Origin of the sequence: Mesorhizobium sp. AD1-1, assembly GCF_020164655.1 — a bacterium.
GTDB lineage: Bacteria > Pseudomonadota > Alphaproteobacteria > Rhizobiales > Rhizobiaceae > Mesorhizobium > Mesorhizobium ciceri.
On the sequence record NZ_JAIUGP010000010.1, the window covers coordinates 95,354 to 118,237 of the forward strand.

Sequence of the window (22,884 nt, forward strand, 5' to 3'; positions counted from 1 at the left end):
AGTCTGCCCACCGCGCCGGCCTTCAACAACGACCCGCGAGGAAATGTGGCACAGGACAGCCAAACGCTTCATGGCGACGGTATCTCGGCGACCATCGTTGCGCAGGGCGCCGAACTGATTTCGCTGCAAGATGCGCACGGATTCGAATTCCTGTGGCAGGCGGGGCCGGAATGGCGGCGTCACTCGCCGGTGCTGTTCCCGATCGTAGGGCGGCTGGCGGGCGATCATCTGCGCCATCGCGGCCGGACCTATCCAATGACGCAGCACGGGTTCGCGCGCGACAAGCCGTTTGCCTGGGCGCGGAAGGGGCCGCGATCCTGCACGCTGGTCCTCACCGACGATGTCGACACCCGGGCGCGCTATCCGTTCGCCTTTCGGCTTGAAGTGACCTACACGCTGGTCCGCCAGCAGCTTGATGTGACTTTCGACATCACCAACACTGGTGATGAGCTCCTGCCGGCATCGATCGGGGCGCACCCGGCATTCAATTGGCCCTTGCAGCCGGATCAGGCCAAGACGGACTACCGGCTGATCTTTGCCGATGATGAGCCGGCGCCGATCCGCCGCCTTAAGGACGGACTGCTGCTGAAAACGCCACAGCCGACGCCTGTCGAAGGCAACATACTCCCGCTCTCCGAGCGGTTGTTCGACGAGGACGCGGTGATCATGGACCAGCCCGCAAGCTCCAGCGTGCGTTATGCCGCCGAGCGTGGCCCGGCGATCGAGATGTCCTGGCAAGGGGTTCGGGAGTTGGGCGTCTGGTCAAAGCCGGGCGGCGCGCCGTTCCTGTGCATCGAACCCTGGCACGGCCTTGCAAGCCCGGTGGATTTCGATGGTGATTTTGTCGACAAACCAGGCCTGATGCTGATCGCGCCGGGTGCAAGTCGCGTGATGAGCTATCGGGTACGTCTGCTGCCAATAGCCAATTGGAGTGCGCTCAGTGAATTCTGAAACGATCGAGATCTACCATCCGCGTGGTGTTTCAAATTTGGGCCAATGGGACATTGGTGGTCTCAAGCTCAAAGTCTATGGTCTCGTCGCAGACAACAGAAAGATCGACGAACCCATGGCGACTCTGGCGCACTCATTCGTGCGACAGGAGGTTCTGCCGCGTGTGGCGGACGAGGGTGACGAGAATGGCATGGGCTTTGTGATCATTCATCCTGGTGAGCTCGGTGTGTCCATCTTAGCTCACTGGTGGATACAGGGTTCGGTGCTTTGTCAGCACATCTATCGGAAGCTGTATTCCGCAACCGAACCGATGGACACGGTTAAGAGACCTGTTATTGCCTGTGTTTGGGAATTGGCTCTGATGAATGCCGAGCAGGAAGCTTGGCGAAAAACGATGATGAAAGGCGAGCCCAATCCATTGGGATACATGGGCGCTTGGGCTGACTTCGAAGCTGCATAGAGGCTGCTCATGATCGACTATTGCGTGGTCGCCCAGATCGTCGGTGCCCAATGAAGCTGTACTTCAGCCGCAATCCCAATCCTCGATTGGCGGTCGCGGTCGCACGCTATCTCGAAACGAAACTGGACTTCGAATTCGCCTCGCCATTCGCTGCCGGGCAAATGGAGAAATTTCGCCGGTTAAATCCCAACCTCTCACTGCCCATCCTTGTGGATGATGAGGGAAAGAGCCTCTGGGAGGCAGACGCCATAGCCTGCAGGCTGTCGCGCCACGCGCATTCGGATTTCTGGCGTACCGGCGATGACGAACCCGAGATGATCCGGTGGCTCAGCTGGGGCAAAGAGCACTTCGCACTCGCTTGCGACACGGTGCATTTCGAACGTGGGACGAAACAGCGGTACGGCATCGGCCCGATCGATCAGAAGCGGGTGGAGGAGGGCCTGAACCAATTCCATACGGCTGCGGCAATACTCGACGCCGTGCTTGCCGAGCGGCAGTGGCTGGTCGGCAATTCGGTTTCCTATGCCGATTTTCGAATGGCGACCTTCCTACCGTTCAACGACGCCGCCAGACTGCCGCTCGACAATTATCCCTCTGTCAGCCGCTGGTACCGTCGACTTGAAGACATCGACGCCTGGCGTGACCCTTTCAAAGGGATGGATGCACCCGAATTGCCGCCGGTGCCGCAAATGGCCGTCGCGGACCAGCGGTGAGAACGCGCGCGAAGAGCAGCGCAGCAGGCCGAGCCTACCAAGGCGATGATGTGCGGGGGACCGGATGAATATCTATGTCCTGAGCGTGGTCGAAGGACAGGAATGGGTCCTTCCTCGGCAGGCGGACGACTACCAGCTGTTTTCGACGCTCTGCGGCCGGAAGCAGACACAATGGCATCCGTCCAGGATGGAGATCCTGCGCGAACACGAAGACGGTACGCTCCGGCAATATTCAGATTTTCCATGGCTTGGCGAGCATGTGCTCATCCTGCGGGCGAGGGCGTCGAAATTGCTTCGGCCAACCCTCGAACCGTACGGTGAATTCCTGCCGCTTCCTGCTGACGAGCCAATATCGCTCTTCAATGTCACCACCGTGATCGATGCGCTGGACGAGGAACGTTCAAAGATCGTTCGCTTTGACGATGGCGGCATCATGGTGATCGAAAGCCTCGTCCTTCGAGCGGACGCAATCGGCGGTACCGAGATATTCAAGCTGCCCGAGCGTGCCGACGGGGTGCGAATATCCGATATTTATGTGCAGGAGACGATCGTACGCCGGATCGGGGAGCTTGGGCTCAAGGGCATTGCTTTCAACCTGGTCTGGAGCGACGAGCCGGTCGGACGAGGCAGGATCGAATACCCAGGTGCCAAAAAGGGCATTTCAACCGCAAGCTCGCTCACGCGCTTTTGGGCCGCTCTGCGGCGAAGAGCGGGATTTTGACATCAAACCTGCCGGACGACGGTGCCGACCACATTGACGAGAAGGCGCGCGTCGGTCAGCGCTGACAGGCCGTCAATATCGGCCGGAGGATAGAACTCGACAAGGTCGAATCCTGCGATCCTGGCCCGTTTGCCGAGGCCGGCGATCAGGTCGATTACCTGCGTGTAGGTGAGGCCGCCGGGTGTACGCGCCGCCACGCCCGGCATGATGCTTGGATCAAGGCTGTCGCAGTCGAGGGTGACGACGACCCGCGCGGCTTCCGGAATATGCCGGAGCGCGGCTTCGACGCCCTGGGCATGAACCTCGCGGGCGGTCACGAAGCGGCTGCCATAGCGCCGGGCTGCTTCGATTTCGGCGATGCGCGCGCTGCCGACGCTGCGCAGACCGACCTGCACCATGCCGGCGACATGCGGCATCTCGCTTGCCCTGCGCATAGGGCTCGAATAGCCGTGGCGTTCGCCATGAACCTCGTCGCGCCAGTCTATATGGGCGTCGACCTGCAGGACCCAGACCGGCCCGTGCTCTGCAAAGCCGGCGAGGAAGGGAATGGTCATGGAACAGTCGCCGCCGATCAGGATCGGCACAGCCGGCAACGTCAGGATCTCGCGCGTTTTTGCCTCGATCCTGGCCCGGTTGCCGGCATTGTCATGCATGGTGGTCAAGATATCGCCGGCGTCGATGCAAGAGGCCGGCTTGCCGTCGAACAGCGGGCCGCCAAGATCGAAATCCCAGTGCTCGACGAATGCGGCATCGTCCTGGCTGGCAGCACGGATGGCGTTGGCGGCCAAGGCATAGCCGCTGCTGTCCTTGCCGGGATAGGTGCTGCCGTGACCGGCCCCGAAGATCACCGCACGAGGCACGCGGCTATCTGCAAGACGGTCGGGAAAGCCGAGAAAGGGAGGCGAGGGGGGCATGCCTTGATGGTCCTGATAATGGCTTGGCGCACGCCGATCGGAGTGCGGTTAGATCAAGCGCCTCGGCTTCAGCTTTGTACCCGATTGGGTAAGCCCAATAAACTCTAAAACGATCGAGATCGAGCACCCACGGGGTGTTTCAAATTTGGGCCAATGGGACATTGGCGGCGGCATGGGCCGATTCCGAGGCGACATAGAGACTTGCGCGCCGGCGATGACGTTGGGCCGGGCTTGGATCGGCAGGCGCGATCCCGAAATTTCCAGTACGTGACGAGAATGAACCTTTGGCTGGCCGCCCGGTAGCGGAACCAGGCGGGGTTCACGTTGTTACCACAGCGGGCGACTGCCGGTTGCCGGATTCGGAGTCATCGTTTCATGACCAATGGCCCATTGCCTGAAAACGTTCTGGTCTCGCTTCCCATGATTGACGCAAAGGCGGCGCCGACGCTCAAAAATGCCGAGGCGGAGGTATTTTATACCGAAGCAATCCGCGAGCTTGCCGCCACCGACATTCCCTTTCTGGTCGCCGGGACCTACGCGGTAAGCGCCTATACGGGTGTCACCCGCCAGACCAAGGACCTCGATATCTTCTGCAAGGCAGGCGACTACGCGCGGATCCTCGCCCATTTCAAGCAGCTTGGATATGCCGTCGAAATCGAGGACGACCGGTGGCTCGGCAAGGTGTTCAAGGGCACGCATTTCTTCGACGTCATCTTCGGCTCGGCCAACGGCACGGTGCCTGTTGGCGACCTGTGGCTGGAACACGCCCGCCAAACCGAGCTGTTGGGCAGCAGGGTGCGGATCATCGGCCCGACCGAACTCATCTGGTCCAAATGCTTTATCCAGGACAGAGGGCGACACGACGGCGCCGATATCGCTCATACGATTCTCAAGGCGGGCGATCAGATCGATTGGCACCGGCTGCTTTCTTATCTGGAGGTTCATTGGGAGGTTCTGTTGATGCAGCTTATCAATTTCAGATGGATCTATCCGAGCGAGCGCGATCATATCCCGGCGTGGTTGCTCGATGAATTGCTCGACCGCCTCGCCAAGCAACGGCAATTGCCGTCTCCAAGGATGAAGATCTGCCGTGGGCGGCTGCTTTCGCAAACCGACTACGAGATCGACGTCAAGGAATGGGGCTTCGCCGGCGTCGGTGGTGTGGGAGAATTCCGTGATGGCTGATCCCGTCAAGAGCAGCGCGCCCAAGGACGGCGCACGCGCGCTCAAAGTTGCCGCGGTCGGGGATCTCCATGTGCGGGAAGATGCACAAAACTCGTATCGAGACCTCTTCGGCGAGATATCGAGCGAAGCGGACATTCTCGTTCTCACGGGAGATCTGACCAATCTCGGCAAGCCTCGTGAAGCGGAGATGCTGGCCGAGGATCTGCGCAACTGCTCGATCCCGGTTGTGGCGGTGCTCGGCAACCATGACTACGAGTCCGGTGCGGTGGAAGACGTCACGAAGATCCTGCGGCAGGCGCATGTTCACCTCCTCGACGGGCAGACAGTCGAAATCGAGGAGGTCGGTTTTGTCGGCGTGAAGGGATTCATAGGCGGCTTCGGGTCACGCATGCTCGGCTCATTCGGGGAACCGGCGATCAAGACGATGGTCGCGGAAAGCGTGAACGAGGCAATGCGACTTGAAAATGCGATGCGCCAGGTGCGGGCCAAGCGCACGCTGGTGATCCTTCACTACGCGCCGATTGCCGACACCGTCGCGGGAGAACCGCTGGAAATATTTCCGTTTCTGGGCTCTTCACGTCTGGCCGAAACGATCGATCGATTCCAGGTCAGTGCTGTCGTGCACGGTCATGCACATCGCGGTTCTTACGAAGGCCAAACGCCTGGCGGAGCCAAGGTCTACAACGTCGCCATGCATGTGGCCAAGCCTGGCGGCCGCCCCTACGCCTTGCTGGAAATCTGATGCCAACGGCTTGCGCCGTCGATGCCCATTGGCCTGGACTCAGTTGGTGGCGTTGATCGACCTCGCCAACTCTTCCAGCTTCCGCGGATCATTGCCGTGACGGCGCACCAGTTCGCGTGCCTGCCTGGACGGCAAATCGGTCGTGGCGGCCAGCTGTCGCACCTGCTGATCGTCGATGGCGACTTGCGGCAGTGTATGGTCGATATCTCCTGACTTGTCCTTCATCACGCTTCTCCTTGGTCGATTTCGACGACAACGGCTCGAAAATCCGACCGGTTCCGAACGATCTGCAACTTTTGCGCCGGCATCCGTGGGCGGACCAACGTGCGCCTGCCTTGAGGGCGCAACGATCTCGATGGCTGGATTCTGCCAGGAACCATGCCACGGCGGACGAGTTGTTCCGACTGAACGGAGATAGTTAGATGCCACAGCCAAGACAGCCAGACCCAAATCGCGATATGCCCGTGCCGCCTCCAACATGGAAGCCGGAGCCGATCGAGGAACCCGAACCGGAAACGCTTCCGGACGAGACTCCGCTGCCCAACCCCGACGAGAATGAAGAGCCTCCCGTCCACGCATGAGACGGGAGTTTCTGCATCGCGGGGCAAGCGCGCAACCTCCGGAGGACTAACGATCTATCTCGCCAAACACGATGTCGAGCGACCCGATGATCGCGGCAACGTCGGCGATCATGTGCCCTCGAGACAGGAAATCCATCGCCTGCAGATGGGCGAAAGATGGCGCACGTATTTTGCACCGGTAAGGGACGTTGCCCCCGTCAGAAACCAGATAAACGCCGAATTCTCCCTTTGGCGCTTCAACCGCGGCGTAGACTTCTCCCGCCGGCACGCGATGCCCCTCGGTATAAAGTTTGAAATGCTGGATGGTCGCTTCCATAGAGCGTTTCATCGTGGCGCGCCGCGGCGGCGTGATCTTCTGGTTCGGAATCGCGACCGGCCCCTGGCCTTCGGGTGACCGCAGTTTTTCCAGGCATTGCTTCATGATCCGCACCGACTGGCGCATCTCCTCCATACGGACGAGATAACGGTCATAGCAGTCTCCGTTCTTGCCGACGGGGATGTCGAAATCCATGTCAGGGTAACATTCGTATGGCTGTGCCTTGCGCAAATCCCATGCCGCGCCCGATCCGCGTACCATCACGCCGGAAAACCCCCAGCGCCAGGCATCATCCAGCCCGATCACACCAACATCGACATTGCGCTGCTTGAAGATGCGGCTGCCGGTGAGCAAATCGTCGAGGTTGTCACAGACTTTGAGGAACGGATCGCAGAAAGCCCAGATGTCGTCGAGAAGCTTCGCAGGCAAATCCTGGTGCACGCCGCCGATTCTGAAGTAATTCGCATGCATGCGAGCGCCGGAGGCGCGCTCGTAAAAGACCATCAGCTTCTCGCGCTCCGCAAATCCCCAAAGCGGCGGCGTCAGGGCGCCGATATCCATGGCCTGGGTCGTGACATTGAGGAGATGCGACAGAAGCCGGCCAATTTCGCAAAAAAGAACACGGACAAGCTGCCCACGCTTTGGAACTGTTATGTCGAGCAGTTTTTCGGCGGCGAGGCAGAACGCATGCTCCTGGTTCATCGGCGCGACATAGTCGAGCCGATCGAAATAGGGCAGCGCTTGCAAATAGTTCTTGTGCTCTATGAGTTTTTCGGTGCCTCGATGGAGCAAGCCAATATGCGGATCGGCACGCTCGACGATCTCGCCGTCCAGTTCGAGCACCAACCGAAGAACACCATGGGCGGAGGGATGCTGTGGCCCGAAATTGATGGTGAAGTTGCGAACGGCGGCTTCGACCATTGCTGCTCTCCGCGACTGCATTTCGTCGATTCAGTGATGCGTATGGTTCGATGCCTCAAGTCGTCGTCTGAATGATCAGCGTCAGCGTGCCATCGCCATCTATGTTTGCAGCGACAACCTGCGAGGAATTGAGCCCATTCGCTCTCAAAGCCGACGTCGCCTGAGGTGAGGCATCGACGGAGCTTTGCAGGCGAAGCAAATCTTCGGCGCTGGTCTGGTTAATCACGGCATCGGCCTGCGCCTTGATTTCGTCCGGCAAATCCTCGACGGCGACAATGGCGACGCCGGTGAAATTCAAACCGGCAGAGCCTGGATCGGGCGGCGCCAGCTCCGGCTGCGCTTCGCCCTGCGGTGGCGTCACCTGGGGAAGCTGCGGTCCGATAGTTTGGGCGTAGACGGGCTGAATGGTGACCGCCCCGGAAAGCGCGACAGCTATCGTCAACATGCGCATGGTCGCTCCTTGCATTCTTCGAGGGAGATTTTGAAGAAACCCCCATGCTGAGCGATGGTTCCGCAAGGCCGGTCCCACCGGGCGATTTCGCCCCAACTCACCCCAGAGAGACGCCGAAAACCCTGGCCAAGGCGTTCGTCACACGGCTGTCTCCAACCGGTTGGGCAGCTCCGTACGGAATCGTACCATCGATCTGCACCTTGGACAGGATCAAAATGAAGCTGAGGTGACCATGGGAGGGAGCCGCATGAGCATCGCCAGATGGGCAATAAGACCTGTCGGTACCGCCAAGGCGTTTCTGGCAGAAGAGCTTCGAAGTGCGCGATACGGCGACATCGTTTCGGTCAAAGCGGCGATAGAGGCCGCTGGCAGGGACGCGCCTTATTTGCAGGATACAGATGATGAATTGATGGAGACGATCATCGAGCTGGCACGGGAACTGGGTCTGGCCGTCCTTTTTGACTCTCGCGATTGACTGATGAGCCATGGTCGATGCGATTTGGTACGAAATCGACAATTGGCTCATGGTCGAAAATGCGCAATCATTGGGAAATGGGACGACGGCTGGACGACAAACTCGATTGCAAGGCTTGTGGGACCATCCAAATGGACATTCCCGACGACGCCAACGAGTCGACGCCAATTCATTGCAGCAATTGCGGCGCCTTTCTCGGCGAATGGGGTGAATTGCAGGATGATTTCTACCGCCAGGCTCGCGGTACCGAAGCATTCGACTTGCGCAACGGAACCATTATCAAGAAGTAGCGCGCAACAACGCGCCCCCCGATGACACAGGTAAATCCACAGGGGGGTGGCAGATCTAACCGACGTCGATCACGACCATCAGCCCGCCGCCGCCCTTTTCCTCGACATTGTTGTTCGTCGTGTGATGCGGGATGTGGCAATGGATGAGCCACTTGCCGGGACGCCGTGCCTTCCAGACGACGTCATAGCGCTGTCCTGGCCCGACATTGATCGTATCGGCCAGAAAGCGCGCCGAGGGAGGAAGCGTCTCACCGTCACGAGCGACGACCTCGAAGGGTCCGCCATGGATATGCATGGGATGGACGAAGCCATTATTGGTGCCGATGAAACGCACCTTCAGCGTCTCGCCCACCTTCATGGGGATGGCGTCGGTTGCGGGATAGGCCTTGCCGTTGATGGTGAAGAAGTTCGGCATACCGCCTTCCATCGGCATCGAAGGATAGGTCAGTCCATCGCGCACCAGCCATTCCTGAAGTTCGATCACATAGTCGTGGTCAGCCTGAACCTCGTCGGCGGGATTGGCAGGGTCGATGATCAGCGCCCCATAGAGCCCCAGCGCCTGGGTACGGTCCGACTTGGCATGCGGATGATAGAAATAGGTCCCGTGCTGGGTCGCGGTGAATTCGTAGGAATAGGATTGCCCAGGCTCGATCGGCGGCTGGGTGATCTCGGCGGGCCCATCCATCTGGTTCGGCAGGATCATGCCGTGCCAATGCACCGTGGTCTCCTCAGGCAGGTCGTTGGTGACGTCGATGCGAACCTTATCGCCCTGGCGAATGTGGATGCGCGGACCGGGAATCTGGCCGTTGTAGGCATAGGCGTCGACCGCGACATTGGGCAGGATCTGCCAGCGGACCACTGAGGGCCTGAGGTCGAACACCTTGACGCCGTTCTCCAGGCGGAATGGCAGTTCCTGGTCGCCCTTGGCGGCAAGGCCATAGGATGCCGTGACGCGATGCGGATCGGTTGCAGCCATGTCACGCATGGCTTCCGCCGGCGTGTCGCGGCCCATGATCATGCCTTGCGGCATGATCGCCCCGCCGACGTCACGTGCCGAAAGCGTCAGGTTCAGCCAGTTCGCCGGTGCGGCCATGCCAATCGCCAGCGCCAGCACCGAGACCATGCCGAGGGCTGCTATCTGCGGCGTCGTGGCGTCCGTCTCCATCTGATGGCCGTTGCGTTTGGATTTGTGGGATGTGTTGGCGTGGCCTTGTCGTCGATCATCGCCGGCGCGGGCATGATGCGTAGCGTGCTGTTGCTGGGCGGTCGGCTCTCGACTGCTCATTTCGGCCGCCTCCGGGCGCTGCGTCATCAACCCGTGCTTCAGTCCGCGGGCGACCAGCCAGACATTGGCGGGATAAGCAAGTGTGAAGCCGGCAATGACGCCGATCGACATCACGCCCCAGAACAAGAGCTCGGTCGGCTCCATCGCGCGCATGTCGCGCCCCATCATCAGGAAGCTCATGACGGGCGCCATGCCGGCCATCATGAAATTCATCGAGATGAACTCGGGCAGGAAGCTCTTGCGCACATTCTCCCAGTAGGTGCCGCCCATCATCGATTTCATGAACAGCGACTGGAAGATGAACAGGCCGAAGGCGAAACCCGCCAGATATTCGACGATGAGGTCGAGCCACATCGGCAGGCCAAGCGTTGCCGTGATGACCGCCGCGAGAATGATGCCGGTTGCATCGCCGGCAACGCAGTGGATGGTCGAACCGACGCCTTGCTTCCATAGCGGCCTGGTGAAGTCTTCATGCTCGCCCGGTCGTGGCTCCTTGTCTGCAAGCACATAAAGCAGCAGCCCCAATGGACCCATATAGAGGGTCACCAGGATGAAACCCCATTTCATCACCACCGGTTCGGGATTGTTGCGGTATTGATCGAAGCCGACATAGAGCGTCGAGGCGGCGGCAAGAGCGAACCAGACGGCAAGGAAATAGTCGATTGGCTGGATGAACATGGATGCATCCCGTCGCGGATCAGCGGTTTGTCACAAGCAGCCCCCGCCGATGAACGCAGCACGTGTGTTTATGATCCCGTCGGCCCAATCCGGTTGTGTCGAATTCTCCAGCCTGGCGCTCTTGTCGAAGCATTACGGCGCGGTAATTCCCTTGAAGGCGTGGGCGCTTCGCTGCCTCAACAGGAGCTGGCCATGAAACATCAAACACTCGACCAACTGCATGCCGTCGCCAAGATTGAATCGTCGGCTGCATATTCCGCAATGACACGAAATCAGCGCATAGAGCGCTGGGCTGAACTGCTGGAGCGTAATCCCGAGCGATGCCTTGGCGCGTTTGCAGGCACCGAACATCTGCACCCCGAAGCACGTGCAATGATGCGGGGCGAGGGAACCGCAATTTCGGTTGCTTTCGAAGATCCAGTGCTGCGCGCATCGGGTTTGAAAGACGATACCTACGGCGAGGCAAAGCGCTTTTTCGAGCTGAACGACTGGCAGTTGCACGACATCGTCTGCGATTGCCACGTCGGCTCAACCATGAAAGCGCGCTGGGCTGCGACGCGAGTCCGCTCAGCCGTCAGCGGCAGGTTCTTTGCGTGGTTGCGGCAAAGGATAATGCGCTGACCCAGTTGGGGATCGTCGTCGCCCGCTGCGGCTTACGATCCCCTGTCTTGCCGATTGGATGTCTTGCCGATTGGATGTCTTCCGATCGGATATCTTGCGATGCGGATCAACGCTTGTCCTGGTATAGCCGGTCGGTCGCCCGGTCGCTTTCCCTTCGTTCAGCGGGCCCACGCCGGCGGCGTGCGATAACTGAATAGGCCAACAGCACGATCAGCAACAATGGGCCGCCGGCAACGACGACCAACCACATGATATCTCCAAACATGGCGGCATCTCCTTTCCCAGACAACCGGCAAGGAGGAGAACCGTTCCGCGCAGCAGCAGGGTAATGCCACCTCGGTCATCAACTTACGGATTGCGTTCGTAGGTTCCGATGAGTTCTGCCTGCTCGAGCGAGTGTTTCTGCGCCTCCCGCCAGATGCGCTCGACGCCTGCGCTGGCCGGAATGGCAAGGCTCGGCGTGTCGAGCGCGGCCAGCCGGAAATGGTAATGGTGGACGCCATGTCCGACCGGGGGTTCAGGGCCGTCGTAATAGGCGTTGCCAAAATCATTTGTTGCTTGCCTAAGGGCACCGGGACCTGGCTTGCCGCTTTCCGCCTCGGGAAGTTCCCTTGTCTCCGCGGAGATGTTGAATACCGCCCAATGACCAAACGTTCCGCTCGGCGCATCAGGATCCTGAACGACGAGAACGAGGCTTTTGGCGTCGTCCGGTACTCCAGACCATTTCAGCGGCGGCGATACGTTTTTGCCGTCTCGTGTATATCTTTCGGGAATTGGTCCGCCTTCGGCAAAGGCGGCGCTGCTGAGGGCAAGTGGCATGGTTCACTCCTTCCGGGGAAGTTGATCGCAGCGATGCCAACGGCATGCTATTTGTTGGTCCGCATCTTTTGTCTTGGATCGATCCCGCCAGCAGCGGTCGTGTCGTTCTCGACATCGCCTTCGACCGTGTTCTCGCCTTCAAGCTCGAACTCTTCGCCTTCCTTGATCGTTCCCTTGGAAGTCCCGATACCAGGATTGTTCGCCAAGTCGGCATCGCTCGGTTTTTTCCATTTCGGATGTTTGGTTCCGGTCATGAGAAAACTCCTTCGACGGGATTTCAGTTTAAAAATGCAAGCCAGATGGGCCGTTCCGGTTCCAGTGCTCTGCTTCATCGGCTCGCCGCGCGCGCCGGTTAGAGCCCGAATGGATAGGTGTCGGGAACGCCGGTTCTTGCATGCTCCGGGCCAAGCGGCGTCACTGCCGCGGTTTTGTCGAACCATAGGAACGCGTCGAACTGCTGGGGCAGGGAAGCGTCCGCATAGTGGCTGCCCAGCTCGGTTTCCGGCCGGTAGATTACCCCGATGAATCGCTCCAGCCTGCGTTCCAGCAGCCGCTCACGCAGCGTCTTGTCGCGCCCGAGGTCGAGCAGGAACCGCGACACGAGAGAATCGTGGCAAAGCCGTTCGTAGCTGTCGGCGTGCGACGCGCGAACCTGCTTCACCTCCATTTCGCCATCCCAGTCGCTTGCGGCCGCTACAGTGCCGGAATGCGTGCCCATACCGATTAGCGCTGCCTCATCGCCGAAACGCTGCCGGCAGAGCTGACCGATGTTCAGTTCGTCCCTGACGACACCCATCTCGGTAAAGCGGGCATCGCCGATATGGGAATTGTGCGCCCACACCACCGCCTTGGAGTTGGGGCCGCCGGCGTCCAACAAATGTTCCAAGGTCTCGAACATGTGGGTGTCGCGCAGGTTCCAGGACTCCGCACCGCCATAGTACATGATCCGGTAGTAGTGTTCGGCGGACGCGATCAGCCGAGCATTCTGACTGGCGTCGAGAAAGTCGGTTCCGTCCTGTTTTGCATAATCGAGTTGTCTGGCGAGCAAGTCCCGGCATTGTTCCAGCACGGCTTTCTCGCATTTTTTATAGCCGGCGGTGAGCACCGCACGGCCGTAGGTAGACGGTTCGTGTTGCCAGGGCGTCAGGCAACCATACCGTTCGCGTGCAATCTTGGCTGCCTGGGGATCGACCCGGTCGAGATAGTCGAGGACCGCGCCTATGGACCCGCTCATATTGTAGATGTCCAGGCCGTAGAACCCTGCTTGCTCCGAAGGTTCTAGCTTCTCGTTGCGACGGCGCATCCAGTCGGAGAAGGCCGCGACATCGGTGTTGCGCCACATCCACGTCGGAAACCGCTGGAATGGCGCACCGGCGCCTGTTCGCGGCCGACGATGGCGAACGTAGCGGTCGATCGCCGCCGCATCGGGCCAGTCCGCCTCGACCGCGACGATGGTGAAGCCGTGCCGTTCGATAAGCCTGCGGGTGATCGCCGCGCGCGCCCTGTAGAACTCGGACGTGCCATGGCTTGCCTCGCCAAGCAGAACGACGCGCCGGTCGGCGAACCGATCGAACAATGCGCCGAAGGCCGGATCGTCGAAATCGGGCAGCGGTTCAGCCGCGGCCGCGATCATATCGGGCAGGCTGATTGGATGCGGATGTCGAAGTGGACGACCGACCTTGGTGACGGTGCCGTTTTCCGACCAACCCTGCTCGCCGATGAGAGGGACGAAGCGCACGCCGCCGAAATCCTCCTCGCTGTAGGTTGCGGCACCTGTCCGGGTGACTTTGAGCAGGCGTTGCAAATCGGGGTCGTTGCCGACCGGAATGACGAGCCTGCCGCCGACATCGAGTTGCTCCTGAAGGGCGAGCGGTGCGCCGGGACCGCTGGCTGTCACCACGATGGCATCGAACGGCGCCGCCTGCGGCCAGCCCTTGGTGCCATCGCCTGTCCGGACCTCGATGTTTCGATAGCCGAGTTTTTCAAACCGCCGTTTCGCCGTTTCTGCCAAACCGGGATGACGCTCTATGGTGTAGACCTGTTCGACGATCCGGCTCATCACCGCGGCGGCGTAACCCGAGCCGGTGCCGATTTCGAGCACGTGGTCACCCGGTTTGACGTCCGCCATTTCGATCATGAATGCGACGATATAGGGTTGCGATATGGTCTGGCCGTCGGCGATCGGCAGCGGCGTGTCTTCATAAGCAAATTCCTCGAAACCGGGTTCTACGAAGGCCTCGCGTGGAACTTCGCGCATCGCCTGCAGAATTTCACGGTCATGGATGCCACGCCGGCCGACGTGGATATTGACCATTCGATCACGGGCACGAGGAAGATCGAGCATTTTTTAGCTCCCTTTGGTGCAACGCTTCGAGGTTGTCCTTCGCGGTAGCTGCCTTGAACCTGGCCTTCGCGATTCCAGTTTCTAACCGCTGGAGGACTTCAAGGTTCCCGCCTATTTGCGGACAGAGCCGCTCGCTCCAGCGGGATAGCGACCGGTCTCTTGGCCGCTCGGATCGCGACACTGTCCCGGACGGCGGCAGTCGGGGGTTGCTCAAGCGCAAAGATGCCCCAGTTATCACCAGCGAACCGAAAGCTGGAGATGTCGATGAACGACAAGGCTGCCGCGACGCCGCAGGCTATCGGCCACGAACGGATCGACCTCATGGACCGTTACTGGCGCGCCGCGAATTACATCTCGGTCGGCCAGATCTATCTGCTCGACAATCCGCTGTTGCGCGAACCGTTGAAGGCCGAGCACGTCAAGCCTCGGTTACTTGGCCATTGGGGCACGACGCCGGGCCTGAATTTTCTCTACCTGCATCTGAACCGCGTTATCCGCGAACGCGACCTCGATGTTCTGTTTATCTGCGGCCCGGGCCATGGCGGTCCCGCAATGGTCGCCAACACATGGCTCGAGGGCACCTATAGCGAGATCTATCCCGATATCGGGCAGGGCGAAGACGGCCTCAGGAAACTGTTCCGGCAGTTTTCCTTTCCCGGTGGCGTGCCAAGCCATGCCGCGCCCGAGACGCCAGGCTCCATCCATGAAGGCGGCGAATTGGGATATGCATTGGTTCATGCCTTCGGTGCGGCCTTCGACAATCCGGGTCTGGTGGTTGCCTGCGTCGTTGGTGACGGCGAAGCCGAGACCGGTCCGCTGGCGGCGGCATGGCATTCCAACAAGTTCCTGAACCCAGCGTCGGACGGCGCCGTCCTGCCGATCCTGCATCTAAACGGCTACAAGATCGCCAATCCGACGATCCTCGGCCGCATGGACGATCAGGAATTGCGAGACCTTTTCGCCGGCTATGGCTACGAACCGTTCTTCGTCGAAGGCCACGAGCCGCTTGCCATGCACCGGTCCATGGCCGCGACGCTCGACACGGTGCTCGATCGCATCCGTTCCATTCAGGAGCAGGCACGGGCTCCGGGATGGCATGGTCAACGCCCGAAATGGCCGATGATCGTGCTGCGCAGCCCCAAGGGATGGACCGGGCCGAAGGAGGTCGATGGCGAAAAAGTCGAGGGTTTCTGGCGCTCGCATCAAGTGCCGGTATCGAACGCTCGAGGGAATGAGGAGCACCGCAAGATCCTCGAAAACTGGATGCGAAGCTACGAGCCGGGAGAGCTGTTCGACGAAAGCGGGCACCTGTTGCCGGAGCTTGCGGCACTTGCCCCGACAGGGACAAGGCGCATGGGCGCAAGCCCGTACGCAAATGGCGGCCTGCTGAAGCGCGATCTGATGCTTCCAGATTGGAAAAGCCTGGCGCTGGAAGTGCCGCGTCCAGGTGGCGTCATTGCCGAGGCGACGCGGATTTGCGGAAGCTATCTTCGCGAGGTGTTCCGCCTCAATGCCGAGGCGCGAAACTTCCGCCTGATGGGGCCGGACGAGACATCCTCCAACCGCCTCGACGACGTGTTCGAGGTCACCGATCGGATCTGGATGGAGCGCATCGAGCCCTATGACGTCCATCTTTCCCGTGATGGTCGCGTCATGGAAGTGCTGAGCGAGCATCTCTGCCAGGGCTGGCTTGAAGGCTATCTGCTCACCGGCCGCCATGGCCTGTTTTCATGCTATGAGGCCTTCATTCATATCGTCGATTCGATGGTCAACCAGCATGCCAAATGGCTGAAGACCTCCGGCGAGCTCGCTTGGCGCAAGCCGATCGCCTCGCTCAATTACCTTTTGACCTCGCATGTCTGGCGGCAGGATCACAATGGTTTCAGCCATCAGGATCCGGGCTTTGCCGATCTGGTCGCCAACAAGAAGGCCGACACGGTAAGGCTCTATTTCCCGCCGGACGCCAACACCCTGTTGTGGATCACCGATCATTGCCTGAGAACCTATAACCGCATCAATGTCATCACCGCCGGCAAGCAGCCGGGACCGCAATGGCTGTCCATTGAAGAAGCCGGAGCGCATTGCAAAGCTGGAGCGGGCATCTGGGAATGGGCCGGCACGGTTGCTCAGCACGAGGAGCCCGATGTGGTCATGGCCTGCGCCGGCGATGTGCCGACCCTGGAAACACTGGCCGCGACAGACATTCTGCGCTCCGCGATCCCCGACCTGAAAATCCGCGTCGTCAATGTTGTCGACCTGATGACATTGCAGTCGAACACGGAGCATCCGCACGGCCTGCCCGACGGGGACTTCGACGCGTTGTTCACGAAAACACGGCCCGTCATCTTCGCCTATCACGGCTATCCCTATCTCATTCATCGCCTGACATACCGCCGCGCCAACCATGACAACATGCATGTGCATGGCTTCCGCGAGGAGGGCACCACGACGACGCCATTCGACATGGTGGTGCTCAATGAACTCGACCGCTACCATCTCGCGCTCGCCGCCATCGAACGCGTGCCGGGACTGGCCGAAAGGGCCGAAGGGCTTGCCGGCGAACTCCACGGCAGGTTGGCGAAGCACAAGGCCTATGTGCGCGAGCACGGCGAAGACATGCCCGAAATCCAGAAATGGAGCTGGCCCGACAAAGCCGCGACAAAGGGGCGCCAATGATGCGTCGGTCGATCCTGGCGCTGAATGCCGGCTCGTCCAGCATCAAGTTCGCGCTTTACGATCTTGTCTCATCACGGGATATGCAACTCGTTTCACGCGGCACGCTGGACCTGGGCGACAAACCCACACTGCGCGCAAAAGCGGCCGACGGAACGGTGCAGTGCGATCGGCCGCTCACCGCCGACAAGCGGCGTGACGCGGCCATAGGCGAGATGCTGAATTGGGTGCAGGGCGAAATTGGGGAAAGAAACCTGATCTGCGCCGGCCATCGCATCGTGCATGGCGGAAGCGAGTTCATCGAACCTGTCCGTCTGACCCCAGACATCATCGACGCCATCGACAAACTTACGCCGCTTGCTCCGCTGCATCAGCCTCGCAGTCTCGCGCCCGTCCGTGCAATAGCCGCCTTGCAACCGGACCTGCCACAGGTTGGCTGTTTCGACACCGCTTTCCACCAGACGATCGATCCGCTCGTGCGGCGCTTTGCCCTTCCGCGCCAGTATGAAGAGCAAGGCTTGCGCCGCTACGGGTTCCACGGTCTCTCCTATGAATACATCGCCGGGCGGCTCAGCGAGATATCGCCAATTTTCGCGGCGAAACACACGATCGTCGCCCATCTCGGCAATGGGGCAAGTCTTTGCGCCCTGCACGGGGGCAAAAGCATCGATACCACGATGGGTTTTTCGGCCCTGGATGGCCTCGTCATGGGCACGCGGTGCGGCGCCATCGATCCCGGCGTGCTGTTGTATTTCCTGCTGGAAAGAGGCATCGCGGCGGAAGAACTGCAGGCGATGCTCTACGAGAAGTCGGGCCTGCTCGGCGTATCCGGTATCTCCGGCGACATGAGGACGCTCGAAGCGAGCAATGATCCTCGCGCGCAAGAGGCGATGGCGCTTTTCGCCTTTCGCGCCGCGAGAGAGGCCGCGGCGCTTGCAAACACGATGGGTGGCCTTGAATGCCTGGTGTTCACCGCCGGCATCGGCGAACGGTCCGCGACCATCCGCAAGGCCATATGCGAAAAATTGACCTGGCTTGGCGTGGTGCTTGAAGATCGCGCCAACAACACCCACGCCGAGATCCTCAGTCGTCCCGAGAGCAAGGTGGAAGTACGGGTGATTGCGACCGATGAGGAAAGTGTCGTTGCACGTCACAGCCGCATGGTGATGCAAGCCTGAACGCTCGCCTCGGCATCGGAAAATCGGCTGTCGGTTCGGCCCGATGAAAGCGCGGGCAAGGGTATTCCCTGTACGAAAATTACCAAGCAAGCGGTCGGGGGAACCAACTGCCCATAGAAATATTGTGCGAGCAATCCCGGCTAACCCGAGATCGTCGGCCGATGATCAGGCCGACAGCCTTACTTCAGGCATTGGCTGAGGAATCCATGTTTACGGACGACGTTGCGGTGAGGCGCCTGAAAATCCTGGTCGAGCAATATGTCGAGACACGCAAGAAACGCCACGATGTGATCTCTACCGCCAAGGCCGGGACCGCAATTCGAGAGGTGATGCCAAGTTGCCCGCTTTCCGGAAAGGCCTTCGATGATCTGATAGCGGCCTGCGCCATCGAGCATGGCCTCGCTGTGCTATTCGACAATCCGGGGACATCAGGCACTGAAGTCTGAGGCTGGCGCTTCCGATGCCACCGTCGCGATGAGCAGGAGTTCAGTCGGCATGTCCAGGTACTTTTTCGACCTTCGAGATGAGAGCGGAAGCTTGCAGGAGGATCCCGAGGGCCAGGAATTTTCTGATCTCGCGAGCGCTGAGGAAAACGCGATGGCGTCGGCGAAGGAAATCCTTGCCGAAGAGCTGCTGCATGGCAGGCCGCTGCGTACCGGATTGACCTTCGAGATTTTTGACGAGAACCGCAACCTGGTGCTGCGCTTTCCTTTTGCGCTCGCGGCCGAAAAGGCCGGGGCACCCCCTTAATCCCGAATTTCCTGGCCGATCACCTGCAGGGGCCATACAGGTCGCCTCATGCGGATCCTATCCTTCCGCCTTGAAGTTTCTGGCTTCCTTCTCGACCTTGGGGTTGTCCTTGCCATGCTTTTGCATGAGCTCCTTGGCTTGCTTGGGTGAGACGTCGGTGGTCTCTGCCAAGCGCAATGCCTTCTTGTCCTTGCTTTCGGTCTTCTGCTTCTTGGCCGTCATGGCTCTTGAACTCCCTTGAAGCCTTTTCCGATCGATCTTTGCCGGTGCGAACACCTGAGCATGTCCAGATGAACACTGTCGTTGCCTGGCTTGCTTCGATGACGAGACGTCAACGAGACGATGCCGGTCAGGTTCCGTGCATCGCCTGCTCATGTCCAAACTTGTCACGCCACGCGGCGGTACCGATGGCGGTCGCGGATGAACTCATTGAAGAAGCGGCCTTTTGAGGAAGCTTTGGTGAAAGCGGCATAAGTTGCCGGTGCAACATCCTCATATTCGTAGCGTCTGCCGCTCGGCACAAACCAGACCGACAGGATCCTGGTGGCGGGATCGTATTGCGCATTTCGGATCACGGTCGATGGCATGGTCGCACCCGACAGGTCTGCCCGAATAACCCGTTAGCGATCGTCAGGTTCCGCCGATATCCTGGCGTCACGCACCCCGACTACCGGTCGCGCGGGTTGCCGAACTTCGGGTCGCGCTTCCTTGAATATCGGTCGATGCGTGGCAGGCTGTCATCAAACTCGATCCACGGCAGCCTCAGGTCCCAATAGGCATGGGCTTGCGGCCGAAACCCTTCAGGGTTGTCAAAGAAGCCGATCGTCACATAGAACTCGTCCGGCAGGCCTTCGTCGCTATAGCCTATCGAGCTTCCACAGTCTGGGCAGAACGTGCGGGTGACGCCTGGCGTTTGGGAAAAGGCCTTCGGCGTCCCTCTAAGGAGCTGAAATTGCTTCGGCCGGTAACCAACCCAGATCGTCAGCGGACTTCCGATGGCCCGGCGGCAATCGTCGTCGTGATCGTAGCATATCCAGAAAGGCTCTCCGTCCAGGGCTGCGGCGATCCCTCCGCAGAAGCAGGCTCCGGTTTCGCGCCGCATCGTCTGTCCACCCTGTTGCGCCTAAGAGAGAGCGGCCGAGTGGCCGCTCCCGTTCAAGGTGAAGTCCTTGAAATCATGCATCGTGATGCTCGGGCATGCTCTTGAGCTGATCCTTGGTCCAGTTCGTCACCGCGTGAACGTCGCCGTCTTCATCGCGCATGAATTCCAACTGGCTTGCGGGAACGGCCACCGGCTTGGCGCCAATGCCGAGAAAGCCGCCGACATCGATGACGACCTGACTGGCGGCTCCTGAGCCGTGCACATGCGAAACGCTGCCGACTTTGTTGTCGTCTGCGTCGTAAATCGTGGCGTCTTCGAGAATGTCTGGTGTCAGTTCGGTGCTTGTGAGGCGTACGTGGTTGGTGTGATCCATCTTTCGAGACTCCTGTTGGGTGGAATATTTGAACCTCTCAGCCGAGCAATCGTTCCGAACAATTCCGGGGGCGACGGACGGACGACGCAAGGACTCTAGAAGCCTCAACTCAGCCTCCGTCCGAATTGACTCGCAAAGCTCCGTACGGAAGCGTACAAAAGGAAATCGTCAGCAGCACAGTTGGGGCGCTGACGCTTGGGAGTGACCATCGCTCTTGCCCATCACGAGGCATGGTGTTGCACGGCGAAAGAGCCCGAGCACCCCGGTCTGCCAGTGGGCGCGATGACCGCGCTGGCGCGGGATACAGGCGCCACTGAACAACAGATACGCGAAATCATATCGCTCCTCGGGTTCGATCGCGCCTCTATCCTGCGGGAGGCTCGTTTGCTGGCGAAAGATAGTCAGCCAACAAGGCCTTCGAGTCTTCAGCAGTAACTGTCGGTTTCATACCAACGCGCCCGCCCGTCTAGTGCTGCGCGAGACGAAGTCTATGGTTCGTTACCGTCCGCTCGTTCGACGGGCGCGGCCGGCTAAGAGATCCCAGTGCTCTTGCCCAAGGGAAAAGAGTCTCGTGGATTACCAGACACTGCAAGCCAAGAGCGAATTGCTTCGCCGGATGAGCGCGGACGATTTCGCGCGGCTACGTCCGCATCTGGCGAGTGTTTTTCTTGAGTTGCGCGCGCCGCTGGAGACCGCGGGGCAGAAGATCGAAGCCGTCTATTTTCTGGAAAGCGGGCTGGCCTCGGTAGTGGCGAGGACTTCGCCTGCGACCGAAGCCGAAGTCGGAATCATCGGGTTCGAAGGAATGACCGGTTCGGCCCTGGTCATGGGGGACGACCAGGCCAACTTTGATTGTTACGTCCAGTCGACATGCGAGGCTCTCCGGATAGAGGCTGCCCCCTTCGTCGAAGCCCTGGAGGACAGCCCTACATTGCGGTCGTTCCTGTTGCGCTATGTCCAATATTTCCATGTTCAGACAAGCTATACGGCATCGATCAACGCGCGGCAGAGCCTGGAAGTTCGACTGGCGAGATGGCTTTTGATGTGCAGCGACCGCACTGTCGGCGACAGGCTTATGATAACCCATGAATTTCTGTCCATCATGCTTGGTGTGAGGCGTCCGGGGGTTACCGTCGGCCTCCAGATGATCGAAAGTTATGGTTATATCCGAGCGCGCCGCGGAGAGATTACGATCCGCGATCGAGACGGTCTCATGACGTTGGCGCGAGATTCTTACGGTCCACCCGAAACCCAGTACCGCCGGCTGGTCGGAGATTTGGGCTCGAAGCATCCCGCGAGGCAGGAGCGGCCTCTCGTTTGAGCGCGCCGGGCCAACGGAGGCTTCTCCGCCACTGAGCCGACAACAGGACATTTCGAGTGGCCGGCGCGATGATGCCGGTGAGACACCGTTGCCTAAACCCGCGCCGGCCACTGCGGCATGTTTTGGGGATGCCGCGTTGCCAATCTAGTTGCCGACAGGCAACTGGCAACGAAGGCTCACGGTTTGGTAAGAACCGTACGTACATGCACGCAACTCCCTCGGTCGCGTTCAAGGCATGCTCGCGAAATCCTGAGTTGAATACAGTCCCTCGATAAAGTCCGGATTGGCAGGCCCTGTCCGTCGTTGGGGTGACGTCCGCAGGGTGGGTGCAGATTGGCTGGCCAGGTTCCGATATTGCCAGGCGGGCTGGCCTTCACCATCTTAGCTGGGATGGCGACACCCAAATCGAAAACACTCGACTCCGGCTCATCCGGGCTTCAGCACGATCTCTTTGGTGCTGCCGACGACCTGCCGGAAGGTTTCTTCTATCAGCCCGAGTTGATCACGGCGCAAGAAGAAACGGAACTCGCCCGGCATCTGGAAGGCCTGCCGTTCGAGGCGTTCGATTTCCATGGCCATCTGGCAAACCGGCGCGTCGTCGGTTTTGGCCTGCGTTACGACTACGACAGACGCCAGGTCGTCGAGGCGCCGCCGATCCCTGACTTCCTGCTGTCCCTGCGCGACAAGATCGCAGCGTTGGCAGGCCGGCCCGCCAACGCCTTCGCGCAAGTGTTGATCAACGAATACCGGCCCGGCGCCGGCATCGGCTGGCATCGAGACAAGCCTCATTTCGAAGACGTTGCGGGTGTTTCGTTGCTGGCGCCTTGCAGCTTCCGGCTCCGGCGGAAGAATGGCACCAAATGGGACCGCCGGACCATCGTCGTCGAACCAAGGTCGGCGTATCTCATGACCGGACCATCGCGCATGGAATGGGAGCACAGCATTCCGGCGGTTGACCTGCACCGCTACTCGATCACCTTGAGGACATTGCGCGTCAACTCCGCATGAGCATCGCGCGCC

27 protein-coding genes are annotated in these 22,884 nt (G+C 60.1%); 15 read left to right on the forward strand and 12 right to left on the reverse strand.

Going from position 1 to position 22,884, the window contains the following annotated elements:
• The first annotated feature begins 45 nt into the window (after positions 1-45).
• The 4 genes from LB519_RS19430 (at position 46) to LB519_RS19445 (ending at position 2,845) form a co-directional block, all read left to right on the forward strand.
• Entirely contained in the window at positions 46-951 is a 906-nt protein-coding gene (locus LB519_RS19430) for an aldose 1-epimerase family protein (protein ID WP_063172181.1), read from the forward strand.
• Positions 941-1,411 (forward strand): hypothetical protein, encoded by a 471-nt coding sequence (locus LB519_RS19435; protein ID WP_224620902.1) that lies wholly within the window; start codon positions 941-943, stop codon positions 1,409-1,411. The genes LB519_RS19430 and LB519_RS19435 overlap by 11 nt, the downstream gene beginning before the upstream one ends.
• A gap of 50 nt (positions 1,412-1,461) precedes the next feature.
• Entirely contained in the window at positions 1,462-2,124 is a 663-nt protein-coding gene (locus LB519_RS19440; RefSeq protein ID WP_224620971.1) for a glutathione S-transferase family protein, read from the forward strand.
• A 64-nt stretch (positions 2,125-2,188) separates the two neighbouring features.
• On the forward strand, positions 2,189-2,845 hold the full coding sequence (locus LB519_RS19445) for an imm11 family protein (protein WP_224620903.1): 657 nt from the start codon (positions 2,189-2,191) through the stop codon (positions 2,843-2,845).
• A 2-nt stretch (positions 2,846-2,847) separates the two neighbouring features.
• Here LB519_RS19445 and LB519_RS19450 read toward each other — a convergent pair whose 3' ends face one another.
• Complete coding sequence (locus LB519_RS19450; RefSeq protein WP_224620905.1) at positions 2,848-3,759, reverse strand: agmatinase; 912 nt, start codon at positions 3,757-3,759, stop codon at positions 2,848-2,850.
• Positions 3,760-4,134: 375 nt separating this feature from the next.
• On the opposite strand from LB519_RS19450, the gene LB519_RS19455 reads away from it, so the two are divergent.
• Positions 4,135-4,944 (forward strand): nucleotidyltransferase family protein, encoded by an 810-nt coding sequence (locus LB519_RS19455; RefSeq protein ID WP_063168036.1) that lies wholly within the window; start codon positions 4,135-4,137, stop codon positions 4,942-4,944.
• Positions 4,937-5,686 (forward strand): metallophosphoesterase, encoded by a 750-nt coding sequence (locus LB519_RS19460; RefSeq protein WP_013531519.1) that lies wholly within the window; start codon positions 4,937-4,939, stop codon positions 5,684-5,686. The genes LB519_RS19455 and LB519_RS19460 overlap by 8 nt, the downstream gene beginning before the upstream one ends.
• 39 nt (positions 5,687-5,725) lie before the next feature.
• Here the strand turns inward: LB519_RS19460 and LB519_RS19465 are convergent, their stop codons facing one another.
• The 3 genes from LB519_RS19465 to LB519_RS19475 all read right to left on the reverse strand — a co-directional run bounded on the left by LB519_RS19465 (position 5,726) and on the right by LB519_RS19475 (position 7,955).
• Positions 5,726-5,911 (reverse strand): hypothetical protein, encoded by a 186-nt coding sequence (locus tag LB519_RS19465; protein ID WP_013531520.1) that lies wholly within the window; start codon positions 5,909-5,911, stop codon positions 5,726-5,728.
• A gap of 402 nt (positions 5,912-6,313) precedes the next feature.
• Positions 6,314-7,504: an NADH-quinone oxidoreductase subunit D gene (locus tag LB519_RS19470; protein WP_013531522.1), complete on the reverse strand. Its 1,191-nt coding sequence runs from the start codon at positions 7,502-7,504 to the stop codon at positions 6,314-6,316.
• A 55-nt stretch (positions 7,505-7,559) separates the two neighbouring features.
• The gene (locus tag LB519_RS19475; RefSeq protein ID WP_013531523.1) at positions 7,560-7,955 is read right to left on the reverse strand and encodes a hypothetical protein; all 396 of its coding nucleotides are present in this window, start codon (positions 7,953-7,955) and stop codon (positions 7,560-7,562) included.
• A gap of 247 nt (positions 7,956-8,202) precedes the next feature.
• Here LB519_RS19475 and LB519_RS19480 point away from each other — a divergent pair, with 247 nt between their 5' ends.
• Positions 8,203-8,430 (forward strand): hypothetical protein, encoded by a 228-nt coding sequence (locus tag LB519_RS19480; protein ID WP_224620907.1) that lies wholly within the window; start codon positions 8,203-8,205, stop codon positions 8,428-8,430.
• Positions 8,431-8,561: 131 nt separating this feature from the next.
• On the forward strand, positions 8,562-8,720 hold the full coding sequence (locus LB519_RS19485) for a hypothetical protein (protein WP_013531525.1): 159 nt from the start codon (positions 8,562-8,564) through the stop codon (positions 8,718-8,720).
• A gap of 55 nt (positions 8,721-8,775) precedes the next feature.
• Here the strand turns inward: LB519_RS19485 and LB519_RS19490 are convergent, their stop codons facing one another.
• Positions 8,776-10,683: a DUF4396 domain-containing protein gene (locus tag LB519_RS19490; protein ID WP_224620908.1), complete on the reverse strand. Its 1,908-nt coding sequence runs from the start codon at positions 10,681-10,683 to the stop codon at positions 8,776-8,778.
• 192 nt (positions 10,684-10,875) lie between these two features.
• Between LB519_RS19490 and LB519_RS19495 the strand changes: the two genes are divergently transcribed.
• Positions 10,876-11,304: a hypothetical protein gene (locus LB519_RS19495; RefSeq protein ID WP_013531527.1), complete on the forward strand. Its 429-nt coding sequence runs from the start codon at positions 10,876-10,878 to the stop codon at positions 11,302-11,304.
• Positions 11,305-11,652: 348 nt separating this feature from the next.
• Here the strand turns inward: LB519_RS19495 and LB519_RS19500 are convergent, their stop codons facing one another.
• The 3 genes from LB519_RS19500 to LB519_RS19510 form a co-directional block, all read right to left on the reverse strand.
• A complete protein-coding gene (locus tag LB519_RS19500) occupies positions 11,653-12,123 on the reverse strand; it encodes a YbhB/YbcL family Raf kinase inhibitor-like protein (protein WP_013531529.1) in 471 nt (156 codons plus the stop codon).
• Between the two features lie 47 nt (positions 12,124-12,170).
• Entirely contained in the window at positions 12,171-12,377 is a 207-nt protein-coding gene (locus LB519_RS19505; protein ID WP_013531530.1) for a hypothetical protein, read from the reverse strand.
• A 98-nt stretch (positions 12,378-12,475) separates the two neighbouring features.
• Complete coding sequence (locus LB519_RS19510) at positions 12,476-14,467, reverse strand: protein-L-isoaspartate(D-aspartate) O-methyltransferase (protein WP_024505215.1); 1,992 nt, start codon at positions 14,465-14,467, stop codon at positions 12,476-12,478.
• A 264-nt stretch (positions 14,468-14,731) separates the two neighbouring features.
• Here LB519_RS19510 and LB519_RS19515 point away from each other — a divergent pair, with 264 nt between their 5' ends.
• The 4 genes from LB519_RS19515 (at position 14,732) to LB519_RS19530 (ending at position 19,068) form a co-directional block, all read left to right on the forward strand.
• On the forward strand, positions 14,732-17,143 hold the full coding sequence (locus tag LB519_RS19515) for a phosphoketolase (RefSeq protein ID WP_024505216.1): 2,412 nt from the start codon (positions 14,732-14,734) through the stop codon (positions 17,141-17,143).
• Positions 17,140-18,318, forward strand: coding sequence for an acetate/propionate family kinase (locus LB519_RS19520; protein ID WP_013531533.1), 1,179 nt, complete (start codon positions 17,140-17,142; stop codon positions 18,316-18,318). Before LB519_RS19515 ends, LB519_RS19520 begins: the two co-directional genes overlap by 4 nt.
• A 206-nt stretch (positions 18,319-18,524) precedes the next feature.
• Entirely contained in the window at positions 18,525-18,764 is a 240-nt protein-coding gene (locus LB519_RS19525; protein WP_013531534.1) for a hypothetical protein, read from the forward strand.
• 49 nt (positions 18,765-18,813) lie between these two features.
• Positions 18,814-19,068 (forward strand): DUF6894 family protein, encoded by a 255-nt coding sequence (locus LB519_RS19530; protein ID WP_013531535.1) that lies wholly within the window; start codon positions 18,814-18,816, stop codon positions 19,066-19,068.
• Positions 19,069-19,125: 57 nt separating this feature from the next.
• Here the strand turns inward: LB519_RS19530 and LB519_RS19535 are convergent, their stop codons facing one another.
• From LB519_RS19535 to LB519_RS19550, 4 genes are all read right to left on the reverse strand, one after another.
• Positions 19,126-19,290: a hypothetical protein gene (locus tag LB519_RS19535; protein WP_013531536.1), complete on the reverse strand. Its 165-nt coding sequence runs from the start codon at positions 19,288-19,290 to the stop codon at positions 19,126-19,128.
• A 164-nt stretch (positions 19,291-19,454) separates the two neighbouring features.
• Positions 19,455-19,655 (reverse strand): KTSC domain-containing protein, encoded by a 201-nt coding sequence (locus tag LB519_RS19540; RefSeq protein ID WP_013531537.1) that lies wholly within the window; start codon positions 19,653-19,655, stop codon positions 19,455-19,457.
• Positions 19,656-19,735: 80 nt separating this feature from the next.
• Positions 19,736-20,170 carry a GFA family protein gene (locus tag LB519_RS19545; protein WP_013531538.1) on the reverse strand — a complete coding sequence of 145 codons (435 nt, stop codon included), beginning with the start codon at positions 20,168-20,170 and terminating at the stop codon, positions 19,736-19,738.
• A 73-nt stretch (positions 20,171-20,243) separates the two neighbouring features.
• On the reverse strand, positions 20,244-20,543 hold the full coding sequence (locus LB519_RS19550) for a PRC-barrel domain-containing protein (protein WP_013531539.1): 300 nt from the start codon (positions 20,541-20,543) through the stop codon (positions 20,244-20,246).
• A gap of 571 nt (positions 20,544-21,114) precedes the next feature.
• On the opposite strand from LB519_RS19550, the gene LB519_RS19555 reads away from it, so the two are divergent.
• Both LB519_RS19555 and LB519_RS19560 read left to right on the forward strand, forming a co-directional pair.
• Positions 21,115-21,864 (forward strand): Crp/Fnr family transcriptional regulator, encoded by a 750-nt coding sequence (locus LB519_RS19555; protein ID WP_013531540.1) that lies wholly within the window; start codon positions 21,115-21,117, stop codon positions 21,862-21,864.
• A 390-nt stretch (positions 21,865-22,254) separates the two neighbouring features.
• Positions 22,255-22,872 (forward strand): alpha-ketoglutarate-dependent dioxygenase AlkB, encoded by a 618-nt coding sequence (locus LB519_RS19560; protein ID WP_024505220.1) that lies wholly within the window; start codon positions 22,255-22,257, stop codon positions 22,870-22,872.
• Positions 22,873-22,884: the final 12 nt, after the last annotated feature.